General features: G+C 41.9%; 14 protein-coding genes and 1 pseudogene. 11 read left to right on the forward strand and 4 right to left on the reverse strand.

Annotated elements, in window-relative coordinates; all coding sequences use genetic code 11:
• Positions 1–99 precede the first annotated feature (99 nt).
• Entirely contained in the window at positions 100–525 is a 426-nt protein-coding gene (locus tag V7K31_RS07150) for a nucleoside deaminase (protein WP_335093420.1), read from the reverse strand.
• Positions 526–620: 95 nt separating this feature from the next.
• On the opposite strand from V7K31_RS07150, the gene V7K31_RS07155 reads away from it, so the two are divergent.
• The 8 genes from V7K31_RS07155 to V7K31_RS07190 all read left to right on the forward strand — a co-directional run bounded on the left by V7K31_RS07155 (position 621) and on the right by V7K31_RS07190 (position 5,361).
• A complete protein-coding gene (locus tag V7K31_RS07155) occupies positions 621–1,409 on the forward strand; it encodes an ion transporter (protein ID WP_335093421.1) in 789 nt (262 codons plus the stop codon).
• A gap of 659 nt (positions 1,410–2,068) precedes the next feature.
• Complete coding sequence (locus V7K31_RS07160; RefSeq protein ID WP_335093422.1) at positions 2,069–2,296, forward strand: hypothetical protein; 228 nt, start codon at positions 2,069–2,071, stop codon at positions 2,294–2,296.
• 316 nt (positions 2,297–2,612) lie between these two features.
• On the forward strand, positions 2,613–3,455 hold the full coding sequence (gene fghA, locus V7K31_RS07165) for an S-formylglutathione hydrolase (RefSeq protein WP_335093423.1): 843 nt from the start codon (positions 2,613–2,615) through the stop codon (positions 3,453–3,455).
• An 85-nt stretch (positions 3,456–3,540) separates the two neighbouring features.
• On the forward strand, positions 3,541–3,768 hold the full coding sequence (locus tag V7K31_RS07170; RefSeq protein WP_335093424.1) for a hypothetical protein: 228 nt from the start codon (positions 3,541–3,543) through the stop codon (positions 3,766–3,768).
• Between the two features lie 386 nt (positions 3,769–4,154).
• Positions 4,155–4,481 carry a DUF433 domain-containing protein gene (locus tag V7K31_RS07175; RefSeq protein WP_335093466.1) on the forward strand — a complete coding sequence of 109 codons (327 nt, stop codon included), beginning with the start codon at positions 4,155–4,157 and terminating at the stop codon, positions 4,479–4,481.
• Between the two features lie 2 nt (positions 4,482–4,483).
• Positions 4,484–4,834 (forward strand): DUF5615 family PIN-like protein, encoded by a 351-nt coding sequence (locus V7K31_RS07180; RefSeq protein WP_335093426.1) that lies wholly within the window; start codon positions 4,484–4,486, stop codon positions 4,832–4,834.
• Entirely contained in the window at positions 4,831–5,052 is a 222-nt protein-coding gene (locus V7K31_RS07185) for a hypothetical protein (RefSeq protein WP_335093428.1), read from the forward strand. The genes V7K31_RS07180 and V7K31_RS07185 overlap by 4 nt, the downstream gene beginning before the upstream one ends.
• Before the next feature lie 15 nt (positions 5,053–5,067).
• A complete protein-coding gene (locus V7K31_RS07190) occupies positions 5,068–5,361 on the forward strand; it encodes a hypothetical protein (protein ID WP_335093430.1) in 294 nt (97 codons plus the stop codon).
• Between the two features lie 62 nt (positions 5,362–5,423).
• Here the strand turns inward: V7K31_RS07190 and V7K31_RS07195 are convergent, their stop codons facing one another.
• Positions 5,424–7,640: an FUSC family protein gene (locus V7K31_RS07195; protein ID WP_335093431.1), complete on the reverse strand. Its 2,217-nt coding sequence runs from the start codon at positions 7,638–7,640 to the stop codon at positions 5,424–5,426.
• Between the two features lie 105 nt (positions 7,641–7,745).
• Between V7K31_RS07195 and V7K31_RS07200 the strand changes: the two genes are divergently transcribed.
• From V7K31_RS07200 to V7K31_RS07210, 3 genes and pseudogenes are all read left to right on the forward strand, one after another.
• Entirely contained in the window at positions 7,746–8,498 is a 753-nt protein-coding gene (locus V7K31_RS07200) for a Uma2 family endonuclease (protein WP_335093433.1), read from the forward strand.
• Between the two features lie 154 nt (positions 8,499–8,652).
• Entirely contained in the window at positions 8,653–9,450 is a 798-nt protein-coding gene (locus V7K31_RS07205; protein WP_335093435.1) for a Uma2 family endonuclease, read from the forward strand.
• A gap of 132 nt (positions 9,451–9,582) precedes the next feature.
• Positions 9,583–9,798 (forward strand): annotated as a pseudogene (locus V7K31_RS07210) (hypothetical protein); the annotation flags it as partial.
• 38 nt (positions 9,799–9,836) lie between these two features.
• On the opposite strand, the gene V7K31_RS07215 reads toward V7K31_RS07210, so the two are convergent.
• Both V7K31_RS07215 and V7K31_RS07220 read right to left on the reverse strand, forming a co-directional pair.
• Positions 9,837–11,585, reverse strand: coding sequence for an Rqc2 family fibronectin-binding protein (locus V7K31_RS07215; protein WP_335093437.1), 1,749 nt, complete (start codon positions 11,583–11,585; stop codon positions 9,837–9,839).
• A 1,299-nt stretch (positions 11,586–12,884) separates the two neighbouring features.
• The gene (locus V7K31_RS07220; RefSeq protein WP_335093439.1) at positions 12,885–14,300 is read right to left on the reverse strand and encodes a glycosyltransferase family 4 protein; all 1,416 of its coding nucleotides are present in this window, start codon (positions 14,298–14,300) and stop codon (positions 12,885–12,887) included.
• Positions 14,301–14,849: the final 549 nt, after the last annotated feature.

A 14,849-nucleotide genomic window follows, 5' to 3' on the forward strand; every position in this document is an offset into this window, starting at 1 on the left:
TTACTAAGGAGAGGGGTTGGGGGTGAGGTTTTGAGATGTACTTCGCTCTAATGCGGTAACACACCCTATATCTGGAAAACTTCAATTTTTTATTGGAACTTATTTAAATAACTCTAAACATTCATTTCTTAAAATGCCTTTTGTGACTTTGATGTTTCTAAAGGACTTAGCGATCACTTCTTCGCAAGATATATTAATTTGTGATTGATTTACCGAGATTAAATCTTGAATTGAAGCACCATATACAATTTCTGATAAACCACTCCAAACACAAGCAGTTGCACACATTGGACAAGGTTCGCCAGTTGTATATATGCTATAACCTTCTAAAGAAGGATTTTGAAGTTTAGCTGTTAAACTACGAATGACGTTAATTTCCGCATGGGCTGATGGATCATTGTCTCTACTAACAGTATTATGAGCTACGGCCATGATTTCGTTATCTTTAACAATCACAGCACCGTAAGGCGCATCGCCTTCTTTTGCTTCTGCTAATGCTAAATTCATAAAATATTCTGGGTTCATATAAGCTTAAGCTGAGGTTAACATAAGGATCATGGTTAATAATATCCTATTTCTAATGCTATAACTGGAAATTAAGAGTTAGTTAATGGTCGAATATGTTACTGAGCAGACAAGACACAGAATTTTACTTAAAAGACCTCGAAACACCAATAGGTAAAGCGATTAATTTAACACTTGCCTCTTTGGTGCTAATATCATCAGGAATTTTTGTGGCAGAAACATATAATATTCCTGATTATACGCGATTTCAGTTGAATGTCGCTGATACTGCGATCGTTCTCATCTTCGCGGTGGAATATTCACTCCGCCTGTGGAGTGCGGAAAACAAAATTAAGTATATTTTTAGCTTTTATTCGATTATTGACTTAATAGCGATTTTGCCCTTCTTTCTAGGAATGGTGGACATTAGCTTTATCCGCCTACTCCGATGGTTTCGGATTTTACGATTAATCAGATTTATAGATAGGAAATTTTTATTCGCCAGTGTCAGTACCGAAGATGGAATGATTTTTACGCGAATATTATTTACATTATTTGCAATTGTTTTTATTTACTCTGGCTTAATTTATCAAGTCGAGCATCCGGTTAATCCTCAAAATTACGGTACATTTTTGGATGCATTTTATTTCTCTGTTGTCACAATGACAACTGTCGGATTTGGCGATGTTATTCCAATTTCTGAATTAGGGCGTTTGCTAACAGTATTGATGATTTTTACAGGAATTGCGCTGATTCCTTGGCAAGTAGGGGATTTAATTAAGCGAGTTGTGAAAACTGCTAATCAGGTAGAAACAGTTTGTTTAGGTTGTGGTTTGGCTTTCCATGATGTCGATGCTGGGTTCTGTAAAAGGTGCGGGACTAAGTTACCGGCTTTGCAGAATTGATTGAGACGCGATCGCACCCCGAACTTCATGGGAGCATCTCAATGAGTGTCAAAAGCGCTAGTGAATGGAATTTGCGGTTATACAGATTTACTCTCTTATTTTAAGCAATTGTTTTAGTTTACCCTCAAATTTGTTGGCACATTCTCAGGAACTACCCATAAGTAAAGGGTTGCGTCGTTTACTCGGCTTGCTTGAGATTTAATTATTGCAGCAGGCTCCCATTTTTCCACCTCAAAATTGCGTTATAAGGTGCAATGAGTAACACTAAATACAGTACTAAATTCAGTAATAAATAATAGCATATATTTTTTATTAATCATGATTTTGATAGCTGTAAAAAAAGCATGGAAAATATTCTTACTTTAGTAATTTTATTTTGACTAAAAATAATGCACATAGCGATTTTTAACTACTAATACCAATTCTGTATTAAGATGCTTATAATAAGACTGCCTGTAGTCCTACTGCAATCTTGGAGGGACTACATGTGGGGAATACATCAGATTTCAAGTTGGGTGTTGTACACAATCTAAGTCTCAAAGCCTGGTATAAAGCGTGTTTTATTTCTGTTAGCGTAGCGGGGCGTAGCCCATTCTGACTCCTGAACTCTGCTGTATATGCAGCTTTACTAAGAAACGGTATAAATCAGGAATATGTTTATGAGTAGCTTAATTTTATTATTAATTGGTTTCGCAACTTTTGTATTGGCTTTCAATACTAAAGACGAAATTCATCGTATTACTGCTATGATAAGCGGGACAATTATTCTGATTTGGGGGTTAGCTCTAGCTCCCTTGGCATTTCAATTAATCATTGAGATTGTCTCAGTTTTAGCGGCTTTCTCTGTTTGTATGCGTTGTTTAGGTTGTGGTTTCAACCGCGATTGATTTTTAGCTTGATAACTTATAAGTTTTCTGACATCTTCAGGGGATAAATTAAGTAATTGAGCAGTTATGAATCCTAACATATTAACTTCAGCAAGAATTGCGAGCGCCTCTGACATAAATTATTAGCAATGCTCAGTACGGCTTTTTATCTAAATCATTCGGTTTGGGGTTAGCTATTACCCAACAAATAGTTAAATCTCCCAGTGGTAAGATTAATATTAAGAGTGTATTCAAAGAAGGTACAACTTTACAAATTTATTTACTTCTAAAGTAAAATTTATAAATCTGGTTATATCATTAAAAGAGAATATAAGCAATGCCTAACCTCAACCTCCTTTCAGAATATAAAAGCTTTGGTGGCAAAGTTGGCTTTTACAGTCATCCCTCCTGGACCTGTAACGGTGAAATGCGCTTTGCTGTCTATCAACCACCACAAGCAGCTCAAAAACCGGTGCCGATTCTCTATTTTCTCTCTGGATTGGCTTGCACCGAAGAGAATTTTATGGTAAAGACGGGGGCGCAGCGCTACGCGGCTGAGTATGGCTTGATCCTGGTTGCGCCAGATACTAGTCCTCGTAACACAGGTATTCCTGGTGAGGATGATGACTGGGATTTTGGCACAAGTGCAGGCTTTTATGTTGACGCGACAGAGGAACCGTGGCGTAAAAACTACCAAATGTATAGTTATGTCGTCCACGAATTACCTGCTTTAATTACCGCAAACTTCCCCGCCCAACCTGATAAACAAGGCATTTTCGGTCATTCGATGGGGGGACACGGGGCGCTTGTCTGTGCGATGAGAAACCCAGAACTCTACAAATCAGTATCAGCCTTTGCACCTATCACTGCACCTATGCGTTGTCCTTGGGGTGAAAAGGCTTTCAGTGGTTATCTTGGCGGCAATCAAGAAAGTTGGCGTGCTTATGATGCTAGTGAATTAGTCAAGGAAGTAGGATATCACAGTTCAATTCTCATTGACCAAGGAACTGCTGATAAATTTTTAGCTGAAGAATTACTGCCAGAGGTGTTTGAAGAGGCTTGTGCAGATGTTAAGCAGCCGCTAAACTTGCGTTATCAAGAAGGCTATGACCACAGTTATTATTTTATCGCCAGTTTTATTGAAGATCATATCCGTCACCATGCGATCGCTTTTGCTTAATTTTGCAGGTATCTAGAATTAATGTCCCACCAATGGCATAGACAGCATTAAACACAATTCGTCCCGCCCAAATTGGCGCATCCGATTGTTTTGTCTACTCAATCCAGTCTATGGGAGATGGGCGATCGCAATTCTCAAACGAGGGATGCGATCGCTAGCTGTTGCCGAAGCGGATGCCGCATTCTTAACTTTTTCTCAGTTTACCACAGATGAAGGCGCCCAACTCTGGTATCAAGGGCTGATTAAAGCAATCGTCTCTGGAGCCAGAAATGCCTCGGCGCTGTCCAATCGCTGGAGAGGATGCCTTCTTTAGTCAAGAAATTCGCGACTCTTCTTTACGGGCAAGGAAAGCAAACCTATCGTATTCTATTTACGCTTCTTGAATATCAGCTTCCACGGTGAGAATTCTCCATATTGGTCATGGCGCACAGAAGACAATTGGTGAGCCGGAAGTAGAGAATTGATCATATTGACATTCCATCCACAATATCTTCCTCAAGAGATGAAGTTGGCGATCGCCTGATGGTGATGGGTTTAATCCGTAGCAATCGCAAGTGCGATCGCCCCTTTGCCCAAGCGATCGCCTGTGTAATTAGTTCAACCTTAGCTTAAAGAGCATACACGCTGTTTGTTCGTTGCTTCTTACCTATAATGGATGAAGAACAATCGTCATCTCAAGTATTCAGCTTGATGCCTACAATGACACTGAAAGAGCTACAACCTCAACTTTTAGCCCTGTCTTTGGAAGAAAAGGCACAGGCAATTCAGATTTTGGCGGCGAGTCTCAGCAATGGGTTGATTGGCATTGAAAAAACACCGGGCGTGATGGGGGGCGATGCCTGTATTCGGCAAACTCGGATTCCTGTTTGGCTGTTGGTTAGCCTGCGCCATCAAGGGGCAAGTGAAGCCTATTTGTTAGAAGATTACCCGACGCTAACGGCTGCTGATTTGGTCAACGCATGGCTGTATGCGGGGGCTTATCCTGAAGAGATTGAAGCGGCGATCGCACGGCAAGAGGCAGCTTAAGGGTGGCATTGCTTTATGCCGATGAAGGGTTTCCCAAAGTGGTTACGGGGCTACTGCGTCAATTTGGTCACGATGTACTGACGGTACAAGAAGCAGGGCAAGGCAACCAGCGAATTCCCGATGACCAGGTGCTTGTATTTGCGACGATTCAGGGGCGGGCAGTGCTGACAGTGAATCGAGATGATTTTATCCGCTTGCATCGCATGAGTCCAGACCATGCAGGTATCATTGTTTGCACAGAAGATTTGGATCGGCAGGGATTAGCCACCCGGATTCATGAGGTAATTGCAGCTGAAGAATCTTTGTTGGGAAAACTGATGCGAGTCAATCGCCCACCTGCTGAGAGAATGTGAAAATAGAAAAGAAATGTAAATCTATTATTGATAAAAGCTATGATGATAATTCTTTTAGTTCTCAGCCAGAATACTGGTATCCTCAAAATATAAAATTGCCTCCTGACGCAGATGTTGAGTTTTTAGATGAACTTTTTAGCTCACGTCAACTTTTTTGTTTGTCGTTATTGCTTCATGAAATTGAAAAAGTTTCTGATTTTGGTGAACTTTTAAAATAATATTTTGATTATGACATGGATAGAAATGTATGGAAAATCAAACCTAAAACAAAATTAGGTTCTCATATTCCTCTTGATAAGCGAATACAGTTCTATCTTCAATCTTCTTTTAATAAAGCTAATCGCCTTAAGCAAAAACTAACAATTGATGATCTCGTTGCAGAAGTTATTCCTTACCTTCGTAATGGTATAACTCCCCCGCATCAAAATCTATTTAGTGAACTAGAAAAAATTGCTTATTCTCCTGATGGATTGCATTGGGAATTAAATACTTATTCCCAATTGTCGTTAAAGCTTGATATTCCCTGATTACTTCAGTGCGATCGCTGTTCTTGTAGGTTGGGTTGAGGCAATGAAACCCAACATTATTTTTATTTACTTGATATTAAACGTACCATCGCTGAGTGCATAGCAGTCAACCGCCTAACAATCTGATCAATCTCTAAATCTAATATGCTGTAATCAATGACTGCCTGACGAATCGGTGTATGTCCTTGATTGACAGCTAGCTCTTGGATACGGGCTGTACGCAGTGCTTGTAGGTGTGGTTGAATTTTTTGCAGTGTTTCTTCCAAGTCAGGCAAGGGCGGTGGGGCAACTTCCTGCTGTACTGAATCAGCTAACTGCTCTAACAGTAGCAAAATTTGGTGGACAAAGGTTTCTAATTCCGGCAGTGGCACTGTTCCTCGAAAATGTTCGAGATGTACTGCCAAAACTGTCACGGCGTTAGTAAAACGTCCCATGTACATCAGCAGCGTCATCACTGGTTCTACTAATTCTTTGTGCATTTGGGGTTCGCGCAGCAATCCTTGGAAGGAGGCTTGGGCATTGCCAATTGCCAGTCCAGTTTGTCGCCGTTGACTGATAATGGTAGAGTCACGCTCCTTTGTCCCCTGGTAAACAGCCATCACATCCCGAAAGTATTTCTGACATTCTCGCAAGGCAGTGGCGAGTTGACTGGGTAAACGATCGCGTTCCCAATTTGGCCAGATAAAGTAATGACTCGCAAAAGCCAGTCCCGCCCCAATTAATGTATTCAACACCCGAAAACCAGCAAATTGCCAACCAATCGGATGACCAATATCGATAATCAGTAAGACAAATATTGATAAGAAAACCACCGAATACCCATAGTTGAAACGGATCAGGGAAATGCCAAAAAATACTGTCAGCAGAATGATTGTGTCTAATACAGGCTGACTCGTGATGGTTGCAAGTAGGACAGCAGCTAACACAGCTCCCAAGATAGTCCCGCCAACTCGCTGGAAAAACCTCTGGAAAGTTGCACCCAAGTTCGGTTTGAGGACTAGCATGATTGTCAATGTCACCCAATACCCCATTGGTAAATTGGTAATGCTGTATAATATTACGCCTACAGCTAGACTCACACCAATGCGGAGAGCATGGCGAAAGATTGCTGAGTCTAAGGTGAGGTTTTCTTTGAGTAAATTTAAGAGCGATCGCTGTTCCTCTTTAACTAAAAGAAGTCTATCTACATCGCGTTGACTCATTTTGCTGTGATCTGCCAGAGATTTAGCTGTCTGAGCCGTGTATTGCAATTGCTTGATCAGCTTTTCTACGATCAGCACCAGGTTACTGAGAGCAACGAGAGTTGTATAATTTGTCTCACTCCCAGTAATTGCTTTTCTTTGGAGACTTTCTTGTTCTTTCAGTGCCTCATAGATGCGGTTGAGATTTCCCAGATCGATGCTAGCAGGCTTGCGAGATATGACTTTCGCTATGCCTTGCAGAATGAGTGATATTTGTTGGAGTGCATCGTCTACTAATTGCTGGACTGCGTGATATTGCTGTTCTTTTAAATGAGTTTGTAGTAATTCTGCTAAGGCAATAACTGAGCCAAGCAAGCGATCGCCATCCTGAATTAGCACCAATAACTGCTCATTCATCCAACTCCGAGCCGACTGTCCAATCCGTAATGTACCTAAAGTAGTGCGTGCTGTCTCTAATGCCTGTCTAATTTCGAGAATATTTTCAGTTGTTGCTACTTTACCTACAAATGCCTGAATGTAGTTGGCGAGCGCACTGAAGCAAGAAGCCAAAGCTATCCGTAGTGGATCGTAAGGTCTAAAAGGCCACATTACTAAGGAAAGTAGCATCGCCCATCCACCGGCAATTAGACATAACAGCGATCGCATCAGTGCGGATTCTAAGTCTCCTGGCTGTGCGATCGCGGAAATAAATGATGTCCCTACCACCAAACCGACATTTGCACCAGCATTACCGTACAGCGATGCCAAACCGGAAGCAAGTCCCCAGAGAAATGTCAGCACCACAGTTAGCGCGGGTACTTTAGCGACTAAAGTACCCACAAATACTGAAACAGTTATTCCCAAAGTAGCAGCAGCCATCGCCCTAGCTTTGATCCGGTAAGGGCCACCAACATTCGCTAAATTGACAAAGTAAGCCATTAAACCAAGCAATAATCCGCTTTCCCTTTGGTTGATCAGTTGCCCAATTAGCATAGGAACACCCAACGCTAACGCGGCTCGCAAGCCGTTAGATATTGCTGGTTTTCCTGGCTCTGACTGGATCAGAAATCTGAGGAAATTACTTCGATTCAACTGCATGGTTTTTGTTCACAAAACAAAATTCTTATCTGGATTTTCTTAATATTTTGATATATTTACCCGTCCTGGAAGCGATAAGATCAAAAATAAATTCATGTTGTGTTTATGGCAACCCAACTCAGTGAAGCCAAATCCCAAACTGAACTGGTAATCTCTTGGGAAGCCTTACCCAAGGATTTTAAACTAGAGGATGAACCAGTGGAGAATACAGGTCAGCCGCTTTTGGCTGGTGCTTTGCGTGAAAGCCTAGAAATCAGTGGATTCATCCAACCCCAGATGTTGATAGCTTCAAACTTTGGTCTTTGTGCGACAATCAACGGCCAATTTATTGCCAAAGCACCTGACTGGGTTTATGTACCGTCGGTTAATGAAGTTGTAGGTAATCGCAAAAGTTATACACCCAATTTAGAAGGGGATATTCCAGCGATCGCTATGGAATTTTTATCCGATACTGAGGGTGGAGAATATTCGGTCAAGCGAAGTTATCCCCCAGGAAAATGGTTTTTCTACGAGCAAATTTTGCAGATTCCCATCTACATAATTTTTGAACCAGATGGCGGTTTATTAGAATATTATCAACTAGAAAATAAACGCTATGAGTTAAAATTACCCGACGAAAATGGTCATCATTGGATTGATGTAATGGGCTTATTTTTGGGAACTTGGCAAGGAACAAAAGAAGCTCGTACTGGTTATTGGTTGCGCTGGTGGGATCAAGCTGGTAATTTATTACCGTGGGCTATGGAACAGATTGAACAAGAACGCCAACGCGCCGAACAAGAACGCCAACAAAAAGAACGACTGATTGCTTATTTGCAATCTCAGGGTATTGACCCGAATAATTTGCCTGGGTTTTAGTAGGGGCAATTCATGTAGACGCATTTGCAAAGCGTCGCGTAGAGAAGTGGCTTCCCGCAGGGTATTGTCCCGAAACCGCTGGTCTATTGTACCATTTAAGAATGATACACTTCCTGGAAGCGATAAGATCAAAAAATAAATTCATGTTGTGTTTATGGCAACCCAACTCAGTGAAGCCAAATCCCAAACTGAACTGGTAATCTCTTGGGAAGCCTTACCCAAGGATTTTAAACTAGAGGATGAACCAGTGGAGAATACAGGTCAGCCGCTTTTGGCTGGTGCTTTGCGTGAAAGCCTAGAAATCAGTGGATTCATCCAACCCCAGATGTTGATAGCTTCAAACTTTGGTCTTTGTGCGACAATCAACGGCCAATTTATTGCCAAAGCACCTGACTGGGTTTATGTACCGTCGGTTAATGAAGTTGTAGGTAATCGCAAAAGTTATACACCCAATTTAGAAGGGGATATTCCAGCGATCGCTATGGAATTTTTATCCGATACTGAGGGTGGAGAATATTCGGTCAAGCGAAGTTATCCCCCAGGAAAATGGTTTTTCTACGAGCAAATTTTGCAGATTCCCATCTACATAATTTTTGAACCAGATGGCGGTTTATTAGAATATTATCAACTAGAAAATAAACGCTATGAGTTAAAATTACCCGACGAAAATGGTCATCATTGGATTGATGTAATGGGCTTATTTTTGGGAACTTGGCAAGGAACAAAAGAAGCTCGTACTGGTTATTGGTTGCGCTGGTGGGATCAAGCTGGTAATTTATTACCGTGGGCTATGGAACAGATTGAACAAGAACGCCAACGTGCCGAACAAGAACGCAAACGCGCCGAACAAGAACGCCAACGTGCTGAACAAGAACGCCAACAAAAAGAACGACTGATTGCTTATTTTCAATCTCAGGGTATTGACCCGAATAATTTGCCTGGGTTTGAGTAGGGGCAATTCATGTAGACGCATTCGCAATTTACCATCAAAGAATGATACACTTCCTGGAAGCGATAAGATCAAAAATAAATTCATCCTGTATTTATGGCAACCCAACTCAGTGAAGCCAAGTCCTAAACTGAACTGGTAATCTCTTGGAAAGCCTTACCCAAGGATTTTCAACTAGAGGATGAACCAGTAAAGAATACAGGTCAGCCGCTTTTGGCTGGTGCTTTGCGTGAAAGCCTAGAAATCAGTGGATTCATCCAACCCCAGATGTTGATAGCTTCAAATTTTGGTCTTTGTGCGACAGTGAACGGGCAATTTATTGCCAAAGCACCTGACTGGGTTTATGTGCCATGCCAATGCCCAATGCCCAATGCCCAATCCCAATCCTCTTAATTTTGAATTTTGAATTTTGAATTTTGAATTGTTAATTGTGGTTTTCCCCAGAGGATGCTCTCCTGCTTGTAAATGGCAATTCCCGGTTTTGCTCCTTTGGGTTTGTAGACGTGTTTTAGCTGAGTGTAAACTACTGGCACTTGATCGCTCTGACGGGCGCGACTGTAGTAGGCGGTAAGATTAGCTACAAATTGCAAATCAGCTTCTTCTGCAACAGCACCTGGTTCTAGACGTAGTAGCACATGGCTCCCTGGAATTTCTTGAGCGTGGAACCATAGGTCATAATCCCCAGCTACACGAAAGGTCAATTGGTCATTTTGGCGATTGTTGCGACCAATTAATACTTCAAAGCCGCCAGGGCTAAGGTAACGATGAAAGTTGGTGCTGGGGACTTCATTAGCGCTGCGGCTGCGGTATTCTGGATCTTCTAGATACTTTTGCCCAATCAATTCTTCGCGGATTTCTTCTAAAGCTCGCAAATCTTCTGCTGTTTGGTAGGTGTCTATCTGAGATATCGCAGCTTCTACTTGTTCTAAATACTCAATTTCTGTCTGCACTGACAAAAGTAGCGGTTCGACAGCAGCACGAGCGCGTTTGAGCTTTTGGTGCTGTTTGTAAAGGCTTTGGGCATTTTGGACGGCATTTTTATCTGGTTGGAGAGCGATCGCTACTGGCAAATTTGTATCAAAATCAGCAAGGATAATTTCTTTCATCCCCGGTTGCCAATTTTGCAGGTGAGCCATCAATAAATCAGCTTTTTGGCGATATTCATCAGCTTGATCTGATTGCTGCAAGCGCGTCTTAAAGGTTTGCGCCTTGTTGCGTAATTTCGCCAGAATATTATTTAATTTCTGACTCAACTGATGGCGCAATTGGGAAAATAACTGTTCGTTAATCTGGTTACTGTAGTAGCGGTTGAGTAACTCCTGGATATCTTTGACGTTTTCAACTACACCCCAACCCATCACGGTGTAACCATCTTTTGTCCAAGCGGGTTGAAATTTACTGGAATCCAAGGCTTGCAGCCATTCTTGCCAGCGCTCAAATAGCCGTTGCCAATCGTTAGGGTTAAGGCTATCGGTGGATGTTTCTGGTGCGATATTTGCTTCTAGGAGCATTAATTCCAGTAGTGCGGCACTCAAGCCACTATAACTTTTCAGTAATTGCCGCTTGATTGCTCCTGGTACTAAACTTACCCGTTCTTGCCAACGTTGTTGGGATTCGTTCAAACTGGGGACAGTCCCAGTTAGTTTCGGTGGTGTTTCATAAGGTTGTCCGGTTTGGATGGGACGGACACTAGATTGTTGCTGACTGACTTGATGGGCGGCGGTGATAATTATATTGTTGGCGTCGGTGAGAATGACGTTGCTATACTTGCCCATGATTTCTGCATAGACATGATATAGGGCGCTTTCTCCAGGACGACGGGCAAATTGCAAATCAATAACCCGCTCCCAAGGGGCGATCGCTTCAATAGCCACCAGTGCCAAACCACTCAATTGGTGTATCAGTTGTTGGCTAAAGGTGAAGGTATCTGGCGATCGCGGTGGTGGATCGCCGATACAAATATGTGCAGCTTGGGGATGCCAACAAACCTGTAGCCAATCCCGTTGTTTCAGGGTGCGTAATGCTATGGCAATAGTATAGCGATCGCGCTGGTAAACCTGTTCTAAGCGTGATGGTAGCCAGTTAGCGCGGATTTCGCTACAAGCAGCTGTGAGAGTGGTAAAGTCAACTGGTTGCAAAGCGATTAGTTGTTAAGATTCAAATGGTAGCGATCGCTATGCTTTTATTTTCGTTTAGTCAAAGCATAGCTGACCTCAACTATCATAGCGGTTACTTGGTTTGGTGATAGCTGCGAGTGACATGACTCCTTTCCTGTTGGTACGGAGCAACTAAAGAATCACTTCAAAGACTTCCTAGTTACTTCCTTACGGGATTTCGACTTTGACCTAGACCGGAGGCGGAGCGTCTCCGGCTTTGCTGAGATATCTCAGTACAAGAGCAAACCGTCTGCATAGGCGTTTTGGATTCCCGACTGTCCATCGGTACTAATTAGTATCTTAATATATTAGTGGCAAATGCAACACTCGTAAATATAAAGCATTGCGTGAAGCACGGGGTTTTAAAGCCAAGTTTTCGAGAAAAAAAAGCACAAATCTCTAATTACAGCAGAATTCAAGTATTTGAACCACATCTGTCGTAGGGGCACAGCAATGCTCATCCGTGTCAACTTAAGCTTAAACCCTTTTAAAACCTAGTTTCTAGCCTCTGGCTGGAAATGCACCTCAAGACTTGAGGCTCCGCCTCACATAGGCATTCCCAGTCGGAGACTGGGAACGAGACAACAGGTAGCTCGGAGGCGGAGTGTCTCCGACTCCGCTCAGTTTCAGTCGGGGTTTAAATCCCCCGGAGTTGCTCAAGAATGGGGAGATGCCAAGACCGCACTCCTCTTCGTCTGAAAATGTCTAAAATGTTTGAATGCGTGAATGCGTGAATTGTTATCACTCGGACTGATGAGGAATTTGAAACCGAGTTACAACGGCGGATTGAAAAACTTTGCTGATTTCATGGTCAATCCTGGTAAGATATAGACAAATTCCCACAGCCGATGACCTAATTTAAGAAGGTGAAAATCCTCTCTAGTTGGCGTTTGGCATAAGCCTATAATCTCTCAGTAGTTAACCTATAGTCTAGAAAAAAACTTAAACTAAATTAGCGAGGTAATCAAATCAGGAATAGTCAAAAAGCAGTCCTTAATACATTTGTAGATAGGATAGAGGCTGTGTAGTTCAGCCATGAAGGTAAAACTTCTAAACTAATAATCTGGATATTTGTCTATATTGTTAGCAACTATTAGCCAAGCTAGTTGAAGTAAATTAAAATTACCGAAAAACCACCAGTATAAAAGCTGGTGGTTTTTTTAATAGAGATTTTAACTCTTAGAATTTTGCGTGTTTTTCTTTTTCTTTCTTTCTGAGAACTTTTGCCACATCCATCCTAATATAGGAATCGTAATCACCATTCTCTGTTACGCAAGACAATTATTTAGTAACCAAAATTTGCTTTTTTGCTGTTGACTGGACTAATTCGGCTGTTGACTCTACTAGTTCTTTTGCTGTTGACTGGACTAATTCGGCTGTTGACTGGACTAATTCGGCTGTTGACTGGATTAATTCGGCTGTTGACTCTACTAGTTCTTTTGCTGTTGACGCTACTGGTTGTGGCTGCAACAGTTGCGTATAAAGTTCACTCAACTGAGTTGCTACGCCATCCCAACTAAACTTGCTTTCGACGCGCTTTCTACCAGCTTTACCTAATTCGTCTCGCAACTCTGGATTTAAGAGAATTCGGTCAATGGCAGACGCAAAGGCATCTACATCTTGTGGTGCTGCTAATAAACCAGTTTCTTCATGAACCACAGTAAACTGAAGTCCGCCGACATCACTAGCTACAACTGGTGTACCGCTTGCCATCGCTTCGATCGCCACGAGTCCAAAGGGTTCGTAGTGACTGGGAACAACGCAAACATCGGCACCTGCGTAATAGGTTGGTAGGATATCTTGACTGAGACGACCAGCAAAGGTGGTAAAGTCACTCATCCCCAATTCGTTGACAATTTGCTCAATGCGATCGCGTTCTATGCCGTCGCTGTTACCTGGAGTACTACCACCACCAATAATTAGCTGAAGATTGTTGGACTCGCGTAGCCCAGACTCGTTTACTGCATCCACCAAGGTTTCTATACCTTTGCGTGGGTCAAAACGTCCTACATATAATACAACTTTGGCTTCTTCGTCAATACCTAATTCATCTCTGGCTGCTTCTCGTGCAATGGAACCAAACCGCTTAATATCTGTACCGCAGGGAATGATGTCGATATTGCCTTTAGTGGAAACTAGCGATCGCATATGTTCCTTTTCTTGCGGACTTGTCGCCACAATTCGCTCTGCTATTTCCAACACCTCTTTTTCCACAGCTAATCGCACACTTGCAATCAGAGGAATATTTTCTATCGTGTTATACTTGACTGCTCCTAAGGAGTGGTAGGTGTGAACCTGTTTACTATCTTGGATTTTATTTAACTCCATCCCCACCCAACTAGAGAGCCAATAGTTAGTGTGAACTAACTGGTATTTAATGTCATTTTTTACTTGAAATTTGAGGAAATTTTCCACAAATTCTGGTAGATATTCAAAAATCTCATCTCGCGGCACAAACTCAAGAGCGCCAGCTTTTAAACGAATAGTTCGACAATTGTCCCTGTGTTGAACAATCGAGCCTTGCTCCAGACTCACTTTGCGGGTAAACATATCAACTTGCCATCCTAGCCGCGCTAGTGCTTCACCCACTTGGCGCACATAAACATTTTGTCCCCCAGCTTCTTCTTTCCCTATTTCAACCGCCGGGTCTCCGTGGACGGAAATCAAGGCAATACGTTTTTCGGTGATAGAGTTCATAGTTTGTTGTTGCTGATTTTAACAAAGTTTTAGGCTGTTTCCAGTTCGTGTCTAGCACACTTCCCTGAATTCTTTAAGAACTTTGATTAATATTTATTTTAATTTAATATGTCTAATATTTTTATATCTTCTGCCTCAAGTATGCTTTTAAGTTAAGTATTTAGATTTAATTTCTTTATATAGAAAAATTTTTTCTATATAGAATATTTCATACTTTTGATAGATGAAAATTATATTTTAATCTAATTGATACAAATATAATTCCATAGATATAACAATCCTATTTGATTTGCTTTCCAGCGAGACGCTCAGACCCCCGACTCATTAAAAAAGTCGGGGGTCTTTTTGTTCGTAACTCCTGCACGGATTGCTATAGAACCCATTTGATATCTTTTAGGCGAACAAGTAGAATCAACACAAAGAGGTGAATTTAAACAGGTAAGGGCTGAAAATGGGGTATTCAAGCGATGTGACTGACAAAGAGTGGGAAATCATCGAGCCATTACTGCCTCAGAAGAAGAAAACTAGACCCCCGCTCTGGACAAAGCG

This window comes from Nostoc sp. (assembly GCF_036917675.1).
In the GTDB taxonomy this organism is placed as follows: domain Bacteria; phylum Cyanobacteriota; class Cyanobacteriia; order Cyanobacteriales; family Nostocaceae; genus Nostoc.

Coding starts and splice junctions, on each gene's coding strand:
- V7K31_RS07190 (WP_335093430.1), top strand. CDS start 5,068: ATGGATAGAAATGTATGGAAAATCAAACCTAAAACAAAATTAGGTTCT.
- V7K31_RS07195 (WP_335093431.1), bottom strand. CDS start 7,640: ATGCAGTTGAATCGAAGTAATTTCCTCAGATTTCTGATCCAGTCAGAG.
- V7K31_RS07150 (WP_335093420.1), bottom strand. CDS start 525: ATGAACCCAGAATATTTTATGAATTTAGCATTAGCAGAAGCAAAAGAA.
- V7K31_RS07200 (WP_335093433.1), top strand. CDS start 7,746: ATGGCAACCCAACTCAGTGAAGCCAAATCCCAAACTGAACTGGTAATC.
- fghA (WP_335093423.1), top strand. CDS start 2,613: ATGCCTAACCTCAACCTCCTTTCAGAATATAAAAGCTTTGGTGGCAAA.
- V7K31_RS07160 (WP_335093422.1), top strand. CDS start 2,069: ATGAGTAGCTTAATTTTATTATTAATTGGTTTCGCAACTTTTGTATTG.
- V7K31_RS07175 (WP_335093466.1), top strand. CDS start 4,155: ATGACACTGAAAGAGCTACAACCTCAACTTTTAGCCCTGTCTTTGGAA.
- V7K31_RS07205 (WP_335093435.1), top strand. CDS start 8,653: ATGGCAACCCAACTCAGTGAAGCCAAATCCCAAACTGAACTGGTAATC.
- V7K31_RS07155 (WP_335093421.1), top strand. CDS start 621: ATGTTACTGAGCAGACAAGACACAGAATTTTACTTAAAAGACCTCGAA.
- V7K31_RS07220 (WP_335093439.1), bottom strand. CDS start 14,300: ATGAACTCTATCACCGAAAAACGTATTGCCTTGATTTCCGTCCACGGA.